Here is a 17,562-nt window from a genome sequence, read left to right as displayed (position 1 = left end):
TTAAAACGCCGGTCAGCGCACCTGCGCGTCGTGCTTCTGGCGATAGATGGCGCGGCTGGTGCGGTCCTGCATGCGTTCGATGCGATAGCGTTCGCGGCCGTTCAGTCCGCCGCCCGAGGCGCGGGCGCGCGCTTCGTAATTGGCGATATGGCCTTCGCGGCGGTCGAGCCGATAGGTTTCGCGGGCGTTGAGCTGGCCCGAATTGGCGCCGTTGGCGATGCGCTGTTGCTGGCGATATTGGCGTTGGTTGATCCGGGCCTCGGCCGGCGCGGCGGCGGTCAGTGCGGTCAGGCCGATCAACGCGGCGCAAAAGAGCTTGGTACGCATGTCACTTCTCCTCTGGGATATCGTCCCCGTGAGGATCAACGAACCGGCGCGGCTTACCCTTCGGTCGGGCCGAACCGGTCAGATCCAGCCCGGCGCATGAACGATCTCGAGCTTGAGCCCGTCGGGATCGGCGAAGAAGACGGCGTAATAGTCGCCCGAATATTCCGGGTAATGTGCCGGCGGGTCGAGCACCGGAATGCCGTGCTCGACCAGCAGAGCGTGCGCGGCGTCGACCGCCTCGCGGCTCTCGACCCGCCACGCCAGATGGTGGAGCCCGGGCGCATAGCGGTCGTGCGATCCGCCGCTGGTCGCGGTGCGGATTCCCAGCGAGGCCCCGAACGGCTCGCGCCCCTTCACATCCCATTCGCAGCCGTCCGGCCGGTCCTTGACCATCGTATAGCCGAGGAACTCCAGCACCGGCGCATAGACACGCCGTGCCGCGGCGACGTCGCTGACGCTCAGGTCGATATGGTGGAAGGCACCGCGATTGGTTTGAGGATCGGTCATGAGTCGACTCCTTCGATACAAGAACATATCATGAACATATCACCCGATTCGGAGGACTGTCATGCTCGTGCAAACGCTTCACCGCCTGTTCTTCGCCATCAAGCCGGCAATGCACGCCATTCCCGCGATCGAGGCGGCGCGGCGGCTTCATTGTCCCGGCCGCCCGGTCAGGAGCGAGCATCTCCACGTCACGATGGAGATATTCAACGACCATATCGGCTTGCCCGAAAGGCTCGTCGACCGGCTGATCGCGGTGGGTAACGATATCGACATGTCGGGGTTCCTGCTGTCGATGGGGCGCGTGGTCGGGACGACGCGGTCGGTGGCGCTCCGGCCCAATGGCCGCTCGACCGGGCTCGCGCTGCTGCAGCGCGCGATCCGCGATCGCGTGACCGACGCCGGGCTGGAGCCGCGCGACGGCTGGACCTTCAACCCGCACATGACGCTCGGCTATCGCGACGACGCGGCCTTCTCGCGCGCGATCGATCCGATCCTGTGGCAGGTCGAGGAATTGGTGCTGGTCCACAGCCATGTCGGCGAAACGCGGCATGATATTATCGGGCGATGGACGCTGTCGCCGGAATTGCCGTTGTTCCAGTGACTGGGTCGGGCCGCGCGGTTCCCAAATCCTCCCTACGCGAAGCGTGGGGAGGGGGACCGCCGGCGAAGCCGGTGGTGGAGGGGCCGCAGCGGCGCAGCCGCGAGGACAGGGCATTTCCCCTCCACCGTCCGCTTCGCGGCCGGTCCCCCTCCCCATCTGCGATGGGGAGGATTTAATGGGTCGGCTTCAGTTCACCCGATCGCCGGCAACGCCCAGTCGATCGGTTTCTCGCCATGCGCCTCGAGAAACGCATTGGCCTTGGAGAAATGGCGACACCCCAGAAACCCGGAATGCGCCGAGAGCGGCGACGGGTGCGGCGCGCGCAGGACGAGGTGCCGTCCGCCACGCTCGACCGACTCGACGAACGCCGCCTTCTTCTGCGCATGGCTGCCCCACAGCATGAACACCACCGGCTTTTCGCGCGCATTGACCAGGCGGATCACCGCATCGGTGAAGCGCTCCCAGCCGCGCCCCTGATGCGAGGCGGCCATCCCCATCTGCACCGTCAGCACCGCGTTGAGCAGCAGCACGCCCTGTTCGGCCCAATGTTCGAGAAAGCCGTGCCGCGCCGGCGGAATGCCGAGATCGGCCTCCATTTCCTTGTAGATGTTGACCAGGCTCGGCGGGGTGCGGGTCCCCGGCTTGACCGAAAAGCACAGGCCATGCGCCTGGCCGGGGCCGTGATAGGGGTCCTGCCCCAGGATGACGACGCGGACATTCTCCAGCGGCGTCAAATCGAGCGCGCGGAACCATTCGGGCCCTTGCGGGAAGATCGCCTTGCCCGCCGCTTTCTCGGCGACCAGGAACGTACGCAGGCTCGCCATGTAGTCGCTGGCGAACTCGCCGCGCAGCGGTTCGAGCCAGCTCGGGTGGAGCTTGGGTTCGGCCATCGCCCGGCCTCAGCCCGCGCGCTCGAGCAGCGACTGATATTCGGGATGGCGCTCGATATAGGCTTTCACGAACGGGCAGATCGGCACGACCTTCAACCCCCGATCGCGCGCCGAATCGAGCGCCGCGCGGATCAGCTTCGACGCGACGCCGCGCCCTTCCAGCTTCTTGGGGACCAGCGTGTGGGTGAAGGTGATCGTGTCGCCCTCCAGCTGATACGCCGCGATCGCACGATGGCCGTCGACCTCGAGCTCGAATTCATTCTCGGCGCGATTGTCGATGACGCTATTCTCGGCCATTCCTGTTCTCCGCTGGCTACGATTTCCGCTTAACGGTAGCACGGCGCCATGCAACCCAACCGCCGGATCGTTTTTGCCGCGTTCGACGCATCCTATCGGTTGCAAGCCGGCATAGCTAAGCCCTCTCCCGCGTGCGGGAGAGGGTTGGGTGAGGCTCTTCTTTCTTCTTCCAAGCGTGTGCCGAGACAGAAGAAGAAAGAAGACCCTCACCTTCCCACCGCTTCGCGGCGGGCCCCTCCCTCTCCCGCACGCGGGAGAGGGGTCCCCGGCGCCTTACCGATCGAGACCCCCATCGCCGCGGTGCGCCGGAATTTCGCCGGGCCGGTGGTGGTCGGGTGCGATTTGATGGAAGTCTGACGCGCGCATGGCTACATCCGCCCCCGTGATCGATCCGGCTTCCGTTCTCCACTCTACCTTCGGCTTCCCCGCGTTCCGCGGCGTGCAGGAATCGGTCGTGTCGCGCGTGCTGGCGGGGGAGAATACGCTCGCGGTGATGCCGACCGGGGCGGGCAAGTCGCTCTGTTACCAGCTGCCCGCGGTGATGCTCGACGGCACGTGCGTCGTGGTCAGCCCGCTGATCGCCTTGATGCACGACCAGCTGCGCGCGGCGGAAGCGGTCGGCATCCGCGCCGCGACCCTGACCAGCGTCGACGAGAATCGGGCGGAAACGCGCGGGCGCTTCCTCGATGGTGAGCTCGATCTGCTCTATGTCGCGCCGGAACGCGCTTCGAACGGCGATTTCCGCGATCTGCTCGAGCGAGGGCGCGTGGCCTTGTTCGCGATCGACGAAGCGCATTGCGTCAGCGAATGGGGGCACGATTTCCGTCCCGATTACCGGCTGCTTCGCCCGCTACTCGACAGATTTCCGGGCGTCCCGCGGCTCGCGCTGACCGCGACCGCCGACGCGCATACGCGCGCCGACATCCTCGATCAGCTCGGTATCCCCAAGGACGGGCTGATCGTCGCCGGGTTCGACCGGCCCAATATCCGCTATGCGATCAGCCCGCGCGACAACACCACGCGCCAGATCGCCGACCTGATCGCCGAGGCGCCGGGGCCCGGCATCGTCTATGCCCAGACCCGCGCCGGCACCGAGAAACTGGCCGAGGCGCTGGCCAAGACCGGCCGCCCGACGCGCGCTTATCATGCCGGGCTCGAACCGAAGATCCGGGCGAAGAACCAGGCCGATTTCGTCGCGTCGGAGGATATGGTGATCGTCGCCACGGTCGCATTCGGCATGGGCATCGACAAGCCCGACGTCCGCTTCGTCGCGCATGCCGGCCTGCCCAAGTCGATCGAGGCCTATTACCAGGAAACCGGCCGCGCCGGGCGCGACGGCGACCCGGCGATCGCGCATCTGTTCTGGGGCGCCGACGATTTCGCCCGCGCCCGGCAACGGATCGGCGAAGTCGAAAGCGCGCGGCAACCGGGCGAGCGCATCCGGCTCAACGCGCTCGGCGCGCTGGTCGAGACGGCGGGCTGTCGCCGCAAGCTGCTGCTCGGGCATTTCGACGAGCGCGACGTGTCCGACCGCTGCGGCAATTGCGACAATTGCCTCGCCCCGCCCGCGTCGATCGACGCGACGACCGTCGCGCAGAAATATCTCTCGGCGGTGTTCCGCACCGGCCAGAGCTTCGGCAGCGGCTATATCGAGGCGATCCTGACCGGCCAGTCGAGCGAGCGCAGCCTGATGAACGGGCACGAGGCCTTGTCGGTATTCGGCATCGTCGATGGCGAGGAAGCGGCGCTGCTCCGCCCGGTCGGCCGCGCGCTCCAGGTCCGCGATGCGCTGCGGACCAATCCGCATGGCGGGCTGGAATTCGGCCCCGGCGCGCGCGCGATCCTCAAAGGCGGCGAAAAGGTCGAACTCGTCCTGCCGCCCAAGCGCGAACGCCGCCGCCGCGGCGGGACGGCGACCGGCGGCACCAATCCGATCGGCGACCCGCTCTTCGAGGCACTGCGCGAGAAGCGCCGCGAACTTGCGAAGGAAGCGAGCGTGCCGCCCTACGTCATCTTCCACGATTCGGTGCTGCGCGCGATGGCCGAGCTCAAACCCGACAGCCGCAGCGCGCTCGGCACGATTTCGGGCGTGGGCGAACGCAAGCTGGACGCTTATGGTGACGCCTTCCTGCAAGTTATCCGGGAAGCCGCGTGAGTCTGTTTTCCCGGAACGAAGAGGTTCGATGACGATGATCCGCAAGGTCGACGACAGTATTTCGGTAGCGCCGCAGATTTCGGTCGAGGACGTCGCCGCGATCAAGGCGGCCGGCTTCACCGCGATCGTCAACAACCGCCCCGACGACGAGGAAGCGGGTCAGATTTCGGGGGAAGCAATTCGCGAGGCGGCGCTGGCCGCCGGGCTGACCTACACGGCGATCCCGATCACGCATGCCGGGTTCAGCTATCCGCAGATCGAGGCGATGGCCGAGGTGCTGGCAGGCGCCCAGGGCCCGGTGCTCGCTTTCTGCCGCTCGGGCACGCGCTCGTGCAATCTGTGGGCCCTGGCCCAGGCCAGGAACGGCGCCGACGCCGATGAGCTGATCGCCAAGGGTGCCGGCGCGGGATATAATCTCGACGGCATCCGGCCGTTGCTCGATCAGTTGAAGGCGCAGGCATGACCCATGCGCAACTCGTCCAGCTTGCGGGATCGATCGTCGCGATCCTGGCGCTGGCCGGGGTCGCGCGCTGGCTCAAGCTGGGGGAGAGCCGGATCGCGACGGAGGATGATGCGCGGCGCTTCGCCGAAGAGGCGCTGGCGGGGTTCGAGGGCGGTCGCGCGCTCGTGTCGGGCGATGGCAGCGCGGCGCTGGTTCAGGGACAAGGCACGATCGCGGTGCTCAAGCGCCACGGCGCCAAGGTTGCGGTGCGCCGGCTGGTTCCCCCGCTCCGGGTGCGCGAAGCAATCGAGGGCGCGACGGTCGATACGGGCGAAAAATTGTTCGGGCCGGTCACCCTGTTCGGCATCACCGCCGATCAGGTTCGAGGGCTGGAAGCGCCACTTACACTCGTGTAAGCAACGGTCCGATGGACGCGCACAAGCTCCCCGATATCGTCTCGCTTGCCGTACCCGGCTTCGTGCTGCTGGTGCTGGCAGAGATGCTGGTCGCCTGGGCCAGGGACAAGCGTCGTTACGAACCCAAGGACACGCTCACCAGCCTCGCGCTCGGCACCGGCAGCACTGTTGCCGGCGCGCTCACCGCGGGCCTGATCTATGCGCTGGCGACCTGGCTCTATGGCAATTTCCGTGTCGTGACGTTGCCCAATCCCTGGGCCTGGTATTGGTTCGTGCTCTGCTTCGTGATCGACGATTTCGCTTACTATCTGTTCCATCGCTCGGCGCATCGCGTGCGGTGGTTCTGGGCGAGCCACGTCATCCACCATTCGAGCCAGCATTATAACCTGTCGACCGCGCTCCGGCAGACCTGGACGGGGTTCATCTCGATCAGCTTCATCTTTCGGCTGCCCCTGTTCCTGGTGTTTCCGCCGGCGATGGTGATCTTCGTCGGCGGGGTGAATTTGATCTATCAATTCTGGATCCACACCGAAGTGATCGGCCGCATGCCGCGCTGGTTCGAAGCGGTGATGAACACGCCGTCGCACCACCGCGTCCATCATGCGACCAACCCGCGCTATCTCGACAAGAATTATGCCGGCGTATTCATCGTCTGGGACCGCTGGCTCGGCACGTTCGAGCCCGAGCGCGACGACGAGGCGCCGCGTTACGGCATCGTCAAGAATCTCGGCAGCTTCAACCTGATCTGGGCGGCGTTCCACGAATGGGTGGGGATCGCCAAGGACGTGTGGGCCGCGCCGGGCCTCAAGGCCAAATGGAATTACATGGTGAAACCGCCGGGCTGGAGCCACGACGGCAGCCGCGAGACGTCTGAAACCATCAAGGCGCGCTGGGAACAACGCGAGCGGGAGCGGGAGAAAGCTGAGTGGACGAAGCCGATATCGTCGTCGTTGGGGGAGGATCGGGCGGCGCCGCGGCGGCCGGACGGCTCAGCGAGGACGGCCGTTACGCCGTAGCCCTGCTTGAGGCGGGCGGGCGCAATACCGGGCTGAGGACGCGCGTCCCCGGCTTCATGGCGTTCCAGAACGACAAGACCAATTGGCGGCTCGAAACCGTGCCGCAGCCGGGATTGAACGGCCGCCGGGGCTATCAGCCGCGCGGCAAGGGGTTGGGCGGATCGAGCGCGATCAACGCGATGCTCTATCTGCGCGGCAATGCCTGGGATTACGACAATTGGGCGGCGATGGGCTGCGACGGCTGGTCCTATGACGACGTGCTGCCGGCGTTCAAACGGTCCGAGGGCAATGAGCGCGGGGCGAGCGATTATCATGGTGGCGACGGGCCGCTCAGCGTGTCGGACCAGCATTGGCCGCATCCCGGCAGCCTCGAATTCGTCGAGGCGGCGGCGATGCTGCAGATTCCGCGCAACGAGGATTTCAACGGCGCGCGTCAGGACGGCGTCGGCGTCTATCAGGTCACGCAGAAGAACGGCGAGCGCTGGACGTCGAGCCGCGCTTATGTCGAGCCGGCCTTGTCGCGGCCCAATTTCCATGTCGTGACCGAGGCCCTGGCCGAGCGCGTGCTGTTCGAGGACGGCAAGGCCTGGGGCGTCGCTTATGCGCGCGGCAACGAGCATCACGTCATCCGCGCGCGCAAGGCGGTGGTGCTGGCGGGCGGGGTATTCGGCACGCCGCAATTGCTCATGCTGTCGGGGATCGGTCCCGCCGCGCATATGGCGGCGCACGGGCTGACCGTCACGGTCGACCGGCCCGACGTCGGTGCGAACCTGCAGGACCATATCGATTACGTCGCCGCCTATGAGGTGCCTGGGCGGTTCTTCCTGGGCAGTTCGCTCGCCGGCACGCTCAGCATGGCCGGCGGCGTGATCCGCTGGTTGAAGAGCCGGTCGGGGGTGATGACCACGCCGTTCGCCGAGGCCGGCGGGTTCCTGACCGTGATGCCCGATGCGCCGGCGCCCGACGTGCAGCTCCATTTCGTACCGGTGGTGCTGGAGGATCACGGGCGGACCAAGGTCAAGGCGCATGGCTTTTCCTGCCACGTCTGCGTGCTCCGGCCGGAAAGCCACGGCACGGTCCGGCTCGCTTCGCCCGACCCGCGCGAAAGCCCGTTGATCGATCCCGCGTTTTTGACCGATCCGCGCGACATGGCGGTGATGAAGGCGGGCGTTCGGACGATGTACCGCATCCTCAACGCGCCGCCGCTCAGCCGGCATCGCGGCAAGGACCGCTATCCGATCGACTTCGGCGACGACGACGCGCTGGAGCGGCTGATCCGGGCGCGCGCCGACACCGTCTATCACCCGGTCGGCACCGCGCGGATGGGGGCGGACGCTGACGCGGTGTGCGACCCGAAGCTGCGCGTGCGCGGGGTCGAGGGGCTGTACGTCGCCGACGCCTCGATCATGCCCAAGCTGATCAGCGGCAACACCAATGCCCCGTCGATCATGATCGGGGAGCGTTGCGCCGATTTCGTGAAGGCGGATTTGGCGGGCTGAACCAGACTCCCCTCCCTGCCAGGGAGGGGTTGGGGGTGGGTGCGCGCGTCTGCGCGCCTAAAAAGACTCAATGACCGACCCGTCAAAAGCAGCGTCGGACGAGGCATCGAGCCTCGCCCGACGCTCAACCCACCCCTTGATCCCCTCCCTTGCAGGGAGGGGAGATTTTAGGGTCGTTCGGCCATGATCTTCAGTACACCCAGTCGACCGTCAGAAACACTTTGTCGGTGTCGCTCGCGAACGTATCCGCGCGGTAATGCGCGAAGCGGGCGGCGAGCGTGTAGCGCTTGACCTTGGCCGAAGCGATGACGTCCAGCTCGTCGCCATAATGGAGCGACAGTCGGTCGCTGTCGAAGCGATGGAAGGTCGCGCCGAGGCCATAGCCCGACACCCAGCCCTTGCTTTTCCAATTGGCGCCAAGCGTCGCATAGGCGTCGCGCAATCCGTTGGGCGGGGTGGTGGTGAACTTGCTGTCCCAGCCCTGGAACTTGAAGAACGAGGCCAGCGGGGTCTGCACGCTGGTCAGCGCGACGCCCTTGTCGGCGCCGAGCACTTCGTAGCCGGCAGTCGCGCTCAGCACCTTGCCGGTCAGGCTTGCTTCACCCAGCCAGTAATTGGCGGCGTAGTGGTTTGGATTGCGCGCATAATCGCTCTGCCGCGCATAGCTCGCGATATAGCCGAGCTTCAGATCCTTCGACAGCGGTCGGCTGCCGGCGAAGCGCACGCCATAGGTCTGGCTCGACAGGCGGAAGCCCGAGAGCGTCACCGAATCCTGGTCGACCAGATAGGCGAAGGCCGACAGCGTTCCGATCGGCGTCGCATAGCCGATGATCCCGAAGTAATTGTCGCCGCCGACCGATTGCGGCCGTGCGGGCGTGCCCTGGATGCCGTTCACCGTGCGCACCGACCAGGAATAGGCCGCATCGACGGTCAGGCCCTTCAACCCGCCCAGCCCGCTATATTGCACGCGCACGGCGTCGAACGTCTGCTCGTTCTGCCGCCACGCCGCCGGTCCGACGAAGCGTTGATCGGCGAAGTCGAGCACCTGGCGCCCGGCCGTCAGCTTGAACCCCTTGCTCGCATAAGCAAGCTGGGCGCGGTTGAGTTCGATATTGCCGGGGTCGGGGACGGTCGGCAGCGCGCGCCCGTTGAACCCGTCATTATAGCTGGTGGTGAAGGGGATATTGCCCTCCGCCTCGACCAGCGCGCTGAATGGCCCGGTGCTCGCCTGGACGCCGCTCCGGATCCGGAGCGTGACCGCATCGGCGCTGTCGGCCACGCCGTCCTGGTCGACATGTTCGTAGCGCAGCCGCGCGTCGATCAACGGCTTGAGCGTGATGTCCTGGGCCTGCGCGCCGGACGCGGCGACGCCGGCGGCGGCGAGCGCGAGCGCGCCCAAAGTACGACGATGCATGACGCTTACTCCGCCGCGTCGATCGCGAGACCGCCGCCCAGCGCGCCGAGCTCACCATCGGCCCGGGCCTTGCGGCCATAGACCAGCTCGAACAGCGGCCCGGCCATCATCGTCGTGACGATCGCCATCAGCACCAGCATCGAGAACAGGGTCGGGCCGATAATGCCCTTCTGCAGCCCGATGTTGATGATGATCAGCTCCATCAGCCCGCGCGAATTCATCAGCGCGCCGATGCCCAATGCAGTGCGATTGTCCTCGCCCGACAGCCGCGCCGCCGCCCAGCAAGCGCCAAACTTGGCCAGGATCGACACCGCCAGGATGCCGAGCGCGATCAGGATAAGCTCGACCGAATTGACCATGTCCATCCGGGTGTTGAGCCCCGAATAGGTGAAGAACATCGGCAGCAGCAGCACGACCGCGAGCGGCTCGACCTTGCGCTTCAGTTCCTCGACGAACAGCCCGCGCGGCATGCACACCCCGAGCAGGAAGCCGCCGAAGATCGCGTGGATGCCGATCGCGTCCATCACGAACGCCGACAGGCAGAACAGCATCATCGTGATCGCGAGCACGGTCGTGCTCATCTCGCCCCGCGCTTCGACCGCGCGGCCCAGCGGCGCGAGCAGGCGCCGGCCATAGAGCAGCATGAAGGCGGTATAGATAATCGCGCCACCGATCGCGAGCACCGCGACGCCGGGGCCCGCGCCGAACGTCGCCAGCACCACCGCCAGCACGCACCAGGACGTGGCATCGTCGAACGCGCCGGCGGTCAGCGACAAGGTGCCCAGCGACGAATTGGCGAGGCCACGCTCGTTGATGATGCGCGCGAGCATCGGGAAGGCGGTCAGGGCGATGCACGCGCCCATGAACAGGGTCGCATTGGCGTTGCTGATCCCCGGCGCGAACAGCCCCGGCACGGTCAGCAGCATCGGCGTAATCAGCGCAGCGAGCAGGAACGGCATGACGATGCCCGCCGCCGAGACGCCGGCCGCGCTCTTCGCCTTGGCCTTGAAGTGATCGAGGTTGAGCGTCAGGCCGACCATGAACATGTAGAGCCCGACACCGAGTTGCGCGCCGGCATAGAGCACGTTGCGCGTTTCCTTGGGGAACAAGGCAAGCTGGAAATCGGGGAATAGCAGCCCGAACAGCGACGGCCCGAGGATGACGCCGGCGATCATCTCGCCCACCACTTGCGGCTGGCCGAGCAATTTCTGTCCGGCCCAGCCGACGACGCGGCATGCCAGCAGGATCACCGCCAGCTGCATGAAGAAATGCACGCTGAAATCGCCCGGCGTGTAGCTCTTGGCCACCGCCTGCACCGCGGGTCCATGCGGCGCCAGGATTCCCGTCACCGTCGATATCAGACTGTCGATCACACCTTGCTGCGGCATGCGCTTTCCCCATCCCCATGTCCGGCCCTTGGCGGGCCATGTCGCGGGCAAGGGAAAGCCGATTGGGAACGTTAGCAATGGGCTTTTTGCGTCCTCGGCGGCCCGTGGCGTCATTTTTCCGATGAGCGGGGGAAATGTGTTGCGAGCGTGCTACAAGGTAGTAACGTACCTACATAATCAACCGCCCAAACAGGCCGTGCGAGCAGCGAAAATGCGAGTCGTTTCCAGCCGCGAATTCAATCAGGACGTCAGCCAGGCAAAACGGCTGGCGCGATTCGAGCCGGTCTTCGTCACCGATCGCGGGCGGCCGACGCACGTCCTGATGAGCATGGAAGCGTTCCGCCGGCTGTCGGGCCAGAGCGAGACGATCGTCGACCTGCTCGCCGCGCCCAACACGCCGGCCAATGCCTTGCCGGAACACGATCCGTCGCCGCGCGCCGATCCCTGGCGCCATCGCGATGGCGACCGCTGAATGCATTTGCTCGACACGCCCGTCGTGGTCGCGTTGCGCGACGCGCGCAGCGGGCGGGCCGACCCCGCGCTGAGCGCCTGGGCATCCGGCGTTGCGCCGCAGAGCCTGTTCATCTCGGCGATCACGCTCCACGAACTGGAGGGCATCGCCGCCCGCACCGCGCGCAAGGATCGCGCCGCCGGCGCCTCATGGCGCACTTGGCTCGACGATCAGGTGACGCGCGCGTTCGACGGGCGTGTGCTCGCGATCGACGCCGCGATCGTGCGTCGCGCGGCTGGCCTCGATTATGCCGACCAGCGTGATGCGCTGATCGCCGGCACCGCGCTCGAACACGGCCTGACACTGGCGACCTTGCGGCCGCGCGCGTTCAAGGCTGGCCGCGTCAAGCTGTTCGACCCGTCGCGCTACGTCGCCGATGCGCCCGACGGCGACTGGCGCCAGGCATCGCGCGCGGCGCCGGCGTGGATCAAGGGCCTGTTCGTACGCAGTTAAGGACGGTAGCGAAAAGATATGGAGGGAAAGCGCAGCATCCTGATCGTCGGTGGCGGCACCGCGGGCTGGCTGACGGCTGCCTATCTCGCGAAGTTCCTGGACGTCGCCAATCGCTCCGATCTGTCGGTCACCCTGGTCGAATCGCCCGATATCGGCATCGTCGGCGTGGGCGAAGGCGCGTTCCCGACGATCCGCACCACGCTGCAATTCCTCGATATCGACGAGCGCGATTTCATCCGCGCGACCGGCGCGACCTTCAAGCAGGGCGTCCGCTTCGACGATTGGGCACGCACCCCGACGGCGGGCAGGCACGATCATTATTTCCATCCGTTCGAAGCGCCGCTCTACGCGCCTGACGCCAGCCTGGTGTCGCTGTGGCTGGCCGAGAATCCGGCGACCCGCCCGCCCTTCGCCGAGGCGGTGACGATCCAGCACCGCGTCGCTGAGGAACGCCGCGGGCCAAAGCGTGCCGAGGAGGACGGATTCTCCGCCCCGCTCAATTACGCTTATCATTTCGACGCGGCGGCGCTGGCGCGGCTGCTTGCCGATCGCGCGCGGGCGCTGGGCGTGACGCATGTCGAGGATCGCCTGCTCGGCGCGACTTTGGGCGATCGCGGTATGATCGCCGGGCTCGAGTTCGAATGCTCGGGCACTATGACGGCGGATCTGTTCGTCGATTGCACCGGGCTGCGCGCCGAGCTGATCGGCAAGGCGATCGACGAGCCGTTCGTGTCGGTGCGCCGCTTTCTGTTCACCGACCGCGCGCTCGCCTGTCGGGTGCCGCGCGGCGACCCCGATGCGCCGCTCCCCAGCTATACGATCGCGGCGGCGCATGAGGCGGGCTGGATCTGGGATATCGGCCTGCGCGACCTGCGCGGGGTCGGCTCGGTCTATTCGAGCAACCATATCGACGAGGCGCGCGCCCGCGACATTCTGGGCGACTATATCGGCCGGCCCGAACTCGCCGCCGATGCCCGGCTGATCAGCTTCGATCCCGGCTATCGCCGCCGGCAATGGGTCGGCAATTGCGTCGCGGTGGGGATGGCGGCGGGATTCCTCGAGCCGCTCGAATCGACCGGTATCGTGCTGATCGAAGCGGCGGCGGCGATGATCGCCGAATTGCTCCCGCCAAGCGGCCCGGTCGATGCGTCGGCGGACCGGTTCAACGCGCTGATGACGGCGCGGTTCGACAATATCGTCAACTTCCTGAAGCTGCATTATTGCCTCAGCCGGCGCGACGAGCCGTTCTGGCGCGACAATGTCGACCCGGGGTCGATCCCCGACGCGCTCAGGGACATGCTCGATCGCTGGCGCTGCCGCCCGCCCAGCCGGTTCGACTTCACGCTCGACGTCGAGACCTTCGCCTATTTCAACTATCAGTACATTCTCTACGGCATGGGCTTCCGCACCGATCCGCCGGGTAGCGGCATGCCGGACACCGGCCGGGCGGCGACTGCTTTTGCCCGCATCCGGCATTTCGGTGACCAGGCGGTCGACGATCTGCCGTCGCATCGCGAGCTGATCCGGCAGATCAACGAGGGTTGAGCAAGGGGCCGCTTGCGGCCCGAGACCCCCGCCTTCGCGGGGGCTGCGCTTCAAATGCCCTTGGCATTTGAAGCTTGAAAAGAGGGCCGGTGACTTTCGCCACCGGCCCAGGTCGTCCGCAGGAGGAACGAGGTTGGGGGCGCCGGGTCGACCGGCGCCCCGATCTTGTCAGTAGTGGTAAGCCCGCTCGCCATGCTCGGCGATGTCGAGGCCTTCGCGCTCCACTTCTTCCGACACCCGGAAGCCCCAGAGCTTGTCGATGATGACGTAGAGGATGGCGGCGCCGACGCCCGACCAGATGAGGGTGAGGCCGACTGCCCAGCCCTGGGTGACCAGCTGGTGGACCCAGTCATAGGGCGCCACGACGAGCGTGCCGGGCTTGGAGGCGTAGTCGGCGATGCCCTGACCACCCAGCGCCGGATTGGCGAGGATCGCGGTCATCAGCGCACCGGTGATGCCACCGATGCAGTGCACGCCGAACACGTCGAGCGAGTCGTCATACTTGAACTTCGACTTCACCACGCTGACGAAGAAGAAGCAGATCGGCGAGACCATCAGGCCCAGGATCACCGACCCCATCGTCCCGGCGAAGCCCGAGGCGGGAGTGACGGCGACCAGTCCGGCGACGACACCCGAAGCAGCCCCGAGGAGCGACGGCTTGCCGCGCACGATCTGCTCGGTCAGCAGCCAGCTCATCCCGGCGGCGGCGGTGGCGATCATCGTGTTCATGAAAGCGACCGAGGCGACCGACGTTGCTTCGAGGTTGGAACCGGCGTTGAAGCCGAACCAGCCCACCCACAGCAAGGAGGCGCCGATCATGGTCATGGTCAGCGAGTGCGGCGGCATCGGCTCGTTGGGATAGCCGAGACGCTTACCGAGCAGCAGGCACATCACCAGACCGGTGATGCCGGCGTTGATGTGCACGACGGTGCCGCCCGCGAAGTCGATCGCGCCCCATTGGAACAGTTTGCCGGCGTCGGCATTGACGGCGTCGAGCGCAGCCGTGCCCTTGAGCGCGGCGGCGGCGATGGCGTCGGGGCCGTCCCAGTACCAGACCATGTGCGCGATCGGGAAGTAGACGAAGGTCACCCAGAGCGCGACGAATAGCATCAGCGGCGAGAATTTGATGCGCTCCGCCACCGAGCCGATGAACAGCGCCGGAGTGATCATCGCGAAGGTCATCTGGAACAGGACGTAGGTCAGTTCCGGAATATACACGCCGTTGGAGAAAGTCGCCGCGGCCGAAGAAGAGTCCACTCCCTTCAGGAACATCTTGGACAGGCCACCGAAATATGGCGCGGTGAAGCCCGAGCCGGACGTAAACGTCTCGGAATAGCCCCAGCACACCCAGATCACGCCGACCATGCAGACGATCATCAGCACCTGGGTCAGCACCGACAGCATGTTCTTGGTGCGGACCAGGCCGCCATAGAACAGCGCCAGGCCGGGTACCGACATCATCAGCACCAGCAAGGTCGACACCAGCATCCAGGTATTGTCGCCCTTGTTCATATTGGCGAGCGACGGCGTGGCGATGGCCGGTGTGGCGGCAGGCGCGGGCGCAGCCGCCGCGGCCTGGGCAAAGGCCGGGTGGCACATCAGCGCAGCCACGCCGACGGCTCCCAATCCGGCCAGAATCTTGGTCGATTGTTTCATCATTCCCCCCATCTCAGAGAGCGCTGTCATCGGTTTCGCCGGTGCGGATGCGCACCGCCTGACCGACGTCGAGCACGAAGATCTTGCCGTCGCCGATGGCGCCGGTGTTGGCGGATGCCTGGATCGCTTCGATCACCGCACCCGCCATGTCGGACGCGCAGGCGACCTCTATCTTGATCTTCGGCACCATGTTCGTGCTGTATTCCGCACCGCGGTAAATCTCGGTCTGGCCTTTCTGTCGGCCGAACCCCTTCACCTCGGTCACGGTCATACCCGCGACGCCCACGCCCGACAGTGCCTCGCGCACCTCGTCGAGCTTGAACGGTTTGATGATGGCAATGACGAGTTTCATCGCGCCCCTTTCCGTTTTTGTCCCGGAATGCTGCATCGCAAGGGGCGTGCCAGATTCGAATCTGCGCGTTTCAGCGCGGAATCGCGTAATGAAATGTTACGTAGACGTTAAAATTTGTGCAGTCGCGAACGCGTGCTTATTTTTCAGGCAGAATCGTCTGCCTATTTTCCGGGCACGCCAACTAAGCATAACCAAGTCCACTTTCCGTCCCGCTTCGCTTCGTCGCAAGATTTTGGCGTGTGGTTGCAGCGATGCTGCGGGCATCTACTTTAGCGCCGTCGCGCGCCGTGCCACTGTCTCCCCCTTAGAGAACATTTCAGAACGGTCGTCGCTTGCCATGGCTCGGAAGCCCCAAACACGATTTGTAGTGGAGATAGATGGGCAACTCAGGCGCGTGTTCTCCGTTCGCGAAGTCCGAGATGGGCGTCTGATTGTCACCACTGGAGGAGAGGGGACTAAATTGTCGTTGAACGGCACGCTGGTCGAAGTGCTAACCATGAAGCATACGATCCATGTCAGCGAGAAATCGGAGACAAACGCCGTTACCGTGCACCTGACCCAGGAATTCGTGGACGGCCGGCGGAGCGACCTTTTCAATCTCACTCACGCGGTCAAGAATGGCAATTTCCAGCCAATATATTCAAGGCTCGTCGGCGACCCTTCGCGGGCGCGCATTCTAGATCGGCGGGCATGCGATCAAATTGTCAGCCTGGGGAGATACAACCCAAGAGCTGAGACGCTCGTGCTGACGATCTGGTTGTCGGCTACCGACGTTGCTGACGCCTTTCCGGTCGATACCCACTACTCGACCGTCGTTCACAAATTTAATCGATACGGACTGATTGTTGCCTACGGCTTTGCGCCTACGCCCTCCACCCCCGTCGGCGGCTTCATCAACTTCGCCACCACCAGCAAGGAGCGCCTTACTGAAGCCGAGCGCCGTTTGAACTACATGGTCGGATTATCTGAGGGGTCAGCGCCTCACGAGACGGCCAAGCACGCAATTTTTGAACTGAACTACGTGCTCGACCAAATGATCAAGCCAACGTTGGTCGAGCCGCCTCAAATCAAACGCGGAATACTTTTACCTCCTCGATTCAGCCCCACACCCAAACAATTTACGCGGTCGACCACTCTTTGAGCAGCTGCTGGGCCAACGCCAGATCATCCTCATCGACCATCACGCGCACCGGGATCAGACGGAACGACCCCTCGGCCATATGCGTGCCGGCATCGAAGGCGATCGCCGGGATGCCTTCGGATTCGAGCCGGCCGACGATGATATGCGCTTCCGGGTAAGAATAGCCGCCGAGTTCGACCAGGCTCATTGCTGTTGTTGTTCCTGCTGCTGGTTCGGGGGCGGTCCCATCGTCGGATTACGCACCGGCAAGCCATCGATGCTCTTCAGCCGCACCGCATATTTGGCCTGGCGCACCTCTTCGCCATATTGGCGGTGATATTTGCTCAGCGTGTCGCGCTCGCGCTCGAAGCTCATATGCGGGACGCCCCAGCCGCAGCTGGTCTGGACCTGATCGATCTCGATGACGAAAATCTGCCGCGTGCCCGGGAGCAGGTCGAAATGCGCCGCATGCTCGCCCCAGTCGGAATCCTGCGGCAGCACCGGGCGGCCGTGGCCATAGAGGCGCAGGATCAGCGCCGGATTGTCGAACGCGCAGAACATGATCGTGATGCGCCCGTCGGCGATCAGATGCGCGTTGGTCTCGTTGCCCGACCCTTGCACGTCGAGATAAGCGACGCGATTGGGCGACAGGACGCGGAACGAATCCATTCCCTTGGGGCTGAGATTGACGCGGGCGTCGGCCGCGGCGGTGGCGACGAAGAACACAGGCTGGCGCTCGACAAAGGCGACATGCTTGTCGCTCAGTGCATCGAAGAATTCGGCCATCTTCTATCCCGTCATCCCAGCTCTCTATCCCGTCATCCCAGCGAAAGAGTGACGGGTCGGATCGTCCCCCGGACGATCCTTGAGCATGCGAGGCATGCTCAACCCGTCACTGATCTCACGCCGTATCATACCCTCGCATGAGACCCCAGCTTTCGCTGGGGTGACGGGCCGGGGCTTGGGTCTGCCC

At 65.4% G+C, this 17,562-nt stretch carries 20 protein-coding genes; 10 read left to right on the top strand and 10 right to left on the bottom strand.

Annotated elements, in window-relative coordinates:
• Positions 1-12 precede the first annotated feature (12 nt).
• On the bottom strand, positions 13-327 hold the full coding sequence (locus SMA01S_RS22635) for a hypothetical protein (RefSeq protein ID WP_066827602.1): 315 nt from the start codon (positions 325-327) through the stop codon (positions 13-15).
• Positions 328-405: 78 nt separating this feature from the next.
• A complete protein-coding gene (locus tag SMA01S_RS22630; protein ID WP_066827601.1) occupies positions 406-834 on the bottom strand; it encodes a VOC family protein in 429 nt (142 codons plus the stop codon).
• 61 nt (positions 835-895) lie between these two features.
• Between SMA01S_RS22630 and SMA01S_RS22625 the strand changes: the two genes are divergently transcribed.
• A complete protein-coding gene (locus tag SMA01S_RS22625) occupies positions 896-1,435 on the top strand; it encodes a 2'-5' RNA ligase family protein (protein WP_066827599.1) in 540 nt (179 codons plus the stop codon).
• 191 nt (positions 1,436-1,626) lie between these two features.
• Here the strand turns inward: SMA01S_RS22625 and ung are convergent, their stop codons facing one another.
• Together ung and SMA01S_RS22615 are read right to left on the bottom strand one after the other, a co-directional pair.
• The gene (gene ung, locus SMA01S_RS22620; RefSeq protein WP_066827597.1) at positions 1,627-2,325 is read right to left on the bottom strand and encodes a uracil-DNA glycosylase; all 699 of its coding nucleotides are present in this window, start codon (positions 2,323-2,325) and stop codon (positions 1,627-1,629) included.
• A 9-nt stretch (positions 2,326-2,334) separates the two neighbouring features.
• Positions 2,335-2,622, bottom strand: a complete 288-nt coding sequence (locus tag SMA01S_RS22615) for a GNAT family N-acetyltransferase (RefSeq protein WP_066827596.1) — start codon at positions 2,620-2,622, stop codon at positions 2,335-2,337.
• A gap of 364 nt (positions 2,623-2,986) precedes the next feature.
• Between SMA01S_RS22615 and recQ the strand changes: the two genes are divergently transcribed.
• From recQ to SMA01S_RS22590, 5 genes are read left to right on the top strand one after another with little or no spacing between them, the layout of a single operon-like run.
• A complete protein-coding gene (gene recQ / locus SMA01S_RS22610) occupies positions 2,987-4,777 on the top strand; it encodes a DNA helicase RecQ (protein WP_066827595.1) in 1,791 nt (596 codons plus the stop codon).
• 28 nt (positions 4,778-4,805) lie between these two features.
• Positions 4,806-5,240 carry a protein tyrosine phosphatase family protein gene (locus SMA01S_RS22605; RefSeq protein ID WP_066827593.1) on the top strand — a complete coding sequence of 145 codons (435 nt, stop codon included), beginning with the start codon at positions 4,806-4,808 and terminating at the stop codon, positions 5,238-5,240.
• A complete protein-coding gene (locus tag SMA01S_RS22600; RefSeq protein ID WP_066827591.1) occupies positions 5,237-5,635 on the top strand; it encodes a hypothetical protein in 399 nt (132 codons plus the stop codon). The genes SMA01S_RS22605 and SMA01S_RS22600 overlap by 4 nt, the downstream gene beginning before the upstream one ends.
• Positions 5,636-5,646: 11 nt before the next feature.
• The gene (locus SMA01S_RS22595) at positions 5,647-6,651 is read left to right on the top strand and encodes a sterol desaturase family protein (protein WP_066827590.1); all 1,005 of its coding nucleotides are present in this window, start codon (positions 5,647-5,649) and stop codon (positions 6,649-6,651) included.
• Complete coding sequence (locus SMA01S_RS22590) at positions 6,561-8,150, top strand: GMC family oxidoreductase (protein WP_066827588.1); 1,590 nt, start codon at positions 6,561-6,563, stop codon at positions 8,148-8,150. Before SMA01S_RS22595 ends, SMA01S_RS22590 begins: the two co-directional genes overlap by 91 nt.
• 190 nt (positions 8,151-8,340) lie before the next feature.
• Here the strand turns inward: SMA01S_RS22590 and SMA01S_RS22585 are convergent, their stop codons facing one another.
• Positions 8,341-9,564: an alginate export family protein gene (locus tag SMA01S_RS22585; protein WP_066827586.1), complete on the bottom strand. Its 1,224-nt coding sequence runs from the start codon at positions 9,562-9,564 to the stop codon at positions 8,341-8,343.
• A gap of 5 nt (positions 9,565-9,569) precedes the next feature.
• On the bottom strand, positions 9,570-10,952 hold the full coding sequence (locus SMA01S_RS22580; protein ID WP_066827584.1) for a cation:proton antiporter: 1,383 nt from the start codon (positions 10,950-10,952) through the stop codon (positions 9,570-9,572).
• A gap of 211 nt (positions 10,953-11,163) precedes the next feature.
• Between SMA01S_RS22580 and SMA01S_RS22575 the strand changes: the two genes are divergently transcribed.
• From SMA01S_RS22575 to SMA01S_RS22565, 3 genes are read left to right on the top strand one after another with little or no spacing between them, the layout of a single operon-like run.
• Complete coding sequence (locus tag SMA01S_RS22575) at positions 11,164-11,424, top strand: type II toxin-antitoxin system Phd/YefM family antitoxin (protein ID WP_066827582.1); 261 nt, start codon at positions 11,164-11,166, stop codon at positions 11,422-11,424.
• Entirely contained in the window at positions 11,425-11,916 is a 492-nt protein-coding gene (locus tag SMA01S_RS22570; RefSeq protein ID WP_066827580.1) for a PIN domain-containing protein, read from the top strand.
• Positions 11,917-11,934: 18 nt separating this feature from the next.
• Entirely contained in the window at positions 11,935-13,461 is a 1,527-nt protein-coding gene (locus tag SMA01S_RS22565) for a tryptophan halogenase family protein (RefSeq protein ID WP_066827578.1), read from the top strand.
• A 168-nt stretch (positions 13,462-13,629) separates the two neighbouring features.
• On the opposite strand, the gene SMA01S_RS22560 is transcribed toward SMA01S_RS22565, so the two are convergent.
• Together SMA01S_RS22560 and SMA01S_RS22555 are read right to left on the bottom strand one after the other, a co-directional pair.
• On the bottom strand, positions 13,630-15,117 hold the full coding sequence (locus tag SMA01S_RS22560; RefSeq protein WP_066827603.1) for an ammonium transporter: 1,488 nt from the start codon (positions 15,115-15,117) through the stop codon (positions 13,630-13,632).
• Positions 15,118-15,130: 13 nt separating this feature from the next.
• On the bottom strand, positions 15,131-15,469 hold the full coding sequence (locus SMA01S_RS22555) for a P-II family nitrogen regulator (protein ID WP_066827576.1): 339 nt from the start codon (positions 15,467-15,469) through the stop codon (positions 15,131-15,133).
• A gap of 466 nt (positions 15,470-15,935) precedes the next feature.
• Between SMA01S_RS22555 and SMA01S_RS22550 the strand changes: the two genes are divergently transcribed.
• Positions 15,936-16,610, top strand: coding sequence for a hypothetical protein (locus tag SMA01S_RS22550; protein ID WP_157094102.1), 675 nt, complete (start codon positions 15,936-15,938; stop codon positions 16,608-16,610).
• Here the strand turns inward: SMA01S_RS22550 and SMA01S_RS22545 are convergent.
• Complete coding sequence (locus SMA01S_RS22545; protein ID WP_066827574.1) at positions 16,588-16,797, bottom strand: putative signal transducing protein; 210 nt, start codon at positions 16,795-16,797, stop codon at positions 16,588-16,590. The genes SMA01S_RS22550 and SMA01S_RS22545 overlap by 23 nt on opposite strands.
• Positions 16,794-17,375, bottom strand: coding sequence for a pyridoxamine 5'-phosphate oxidase family protein (locus tag SMA01S_RS22540; protein ID WP_066827571.1), 582 nt, complete (start codon positions 17,373-17,375; stop codon positions 16,794-16,796). Before SMA01S_RS22540 ends, SMA01S_RS22545 begins: the two co-directional genes overlap by 4 nt.
• Between the last annotated feature and the right edge of the window lie 187 nt (positions 17,376-17,562).

Origin of the sequence: Sphingomonas mali NBRC 15500 (genome assembly GCF_001598415.1) — a bacterium.
In the GTDB taxonomy this organism is placed as follows: domain Bacteria; phylum Pseudomonadota; class Alphaproteobacteria; order Sphingomonadales; family Sphingomonadaceae; genus Sphingomonas; species Sphingomonas mali.
Note: the sequence above shows the minus strand (reverse complement) of the source record. Positions and strands in the feature narration are given on the sequence as shown.

Coding starts and splice junctions, on each gene's coding strand:
- SMA01S_RS22635 (WP_066827602.1), bottom strand. CDS start 327: ATGCGTACCAAGCTCTTTTGCGCCGCGTTGATCGGCCTGACCGCACTG.
- SMA01S_RS22630 (WP_066827601.1), bottom strand. CDS start 834: ATGACCGATCCTCAAACCAATCGCGGTGCCTTCCACCATATCGACCTG.
- SMA01S_RS22625 (WP_066827599.1), top strand. CDS start 896: ATGCTCGTGCAAACGCTTCACCGCCTGTTCTTCGCCATCAAGCCGGCA.
- ung (WP_066827597.1), bottom strand. CDS start 2,325: ATGGCCGAACCCAAGCTCCACCCGAGCTGGCTCGAACCGCTGCGCGGC.
- SMA01S_RS22615 (WP_066827596.1), bottom strand. CDS start 2,622: ATGGCCGAGAATAGCGTCATCGACAATCGCGCCGAGAATGAATTCGAG.
- recQ (WP_066827595.1), top strand. CDS start 2,987: ATGGCTACATCCGCCCCCGTGATCGATCCGGCTTCCGTTCTCCACTCT.
- SMA01S_RS22605 (WP_066827593.1), top strand. CDS start 4,806: ATGACGATGATCCGCAAGGTCGACGACAGTATTTCGGTAGCGCCGCAG.
- SMA01S_RS22600 (WP_066827591.1), top strand. CDS start 5,237: ATGACCCATGCGCAACTCGTCCAGCTTGCGGGATCGATCGTCGCGATC.
- SMA01S_RS22595 (WP_066827590.1), top strand. CDS start 5,647: ATGGACGCGCACAAGCTCCCCGATATCGTCTCGCTTGCCGTACCCGGC.
- SMA01S_RS22585 (WP_066827586.1), bottom strand. CDS start 9,564: ATGCATCGTCGTACTTTGGGCGCGCTCGCGCTCGCCGCCGCCGGCGTC.
- SMA01S_RS22580 (WP_066827584.1), bottom strand. CDS start 10,952: ATGCCGCAGCAAGGTGTGATCGACAGTCTGATATCGACGGTGACGGGA.
- SMA01S_RS22575 (WP_066827582.1), top strand. CDS start 11,164: ATGCGAGTCGTTTCCAGCCGCGAATTCAATCAGGACGTCAGCCAGGCA.
- SMA01S_RS22570 (WP_066827580.1), top strand. CDS start 11,425: ATGCATTTGCTCGACACGCCCGTCGTGGTCGCGTTGCGCGACGCGCGC.
- SMA01S_RS22565 (WP_066827578.1), top strand. CDS start 11,935: ATGGAGGGAAAGCGCAGCATCCTGATCGTCGGTGGCGGCACCGCGGGC.
- SMA01S_RS22560 (WP_066827603.1), bottom strand. CDS start 15,117: ATGAAACAATCGACCAAGATTCTGGCCGGATTGGGAGCCGTCGGCGTG.
- SMA01S_RS22555 (WP_066827576.1), bottom strand. CDS start 15,469: ATGAAACTCGTCATTGCCATCATCAAACCGTTCAAGCTCGACGAGGTG.
- SMA01S_RS22545 (WP_066827574.1), bottom strand. CDS start 16,797: ATGAGCCTGGTCGAACTCGGCGGCTATTCTTACCCGGAAGCGCATATC.
- SMA01S_RS22540 (WP_066827571.1), bottom strand. CDS start 17,375: ATGGCCGAATTCTTCGATGCACTGAGCGACAAGCATGTCGCCTTTGTC.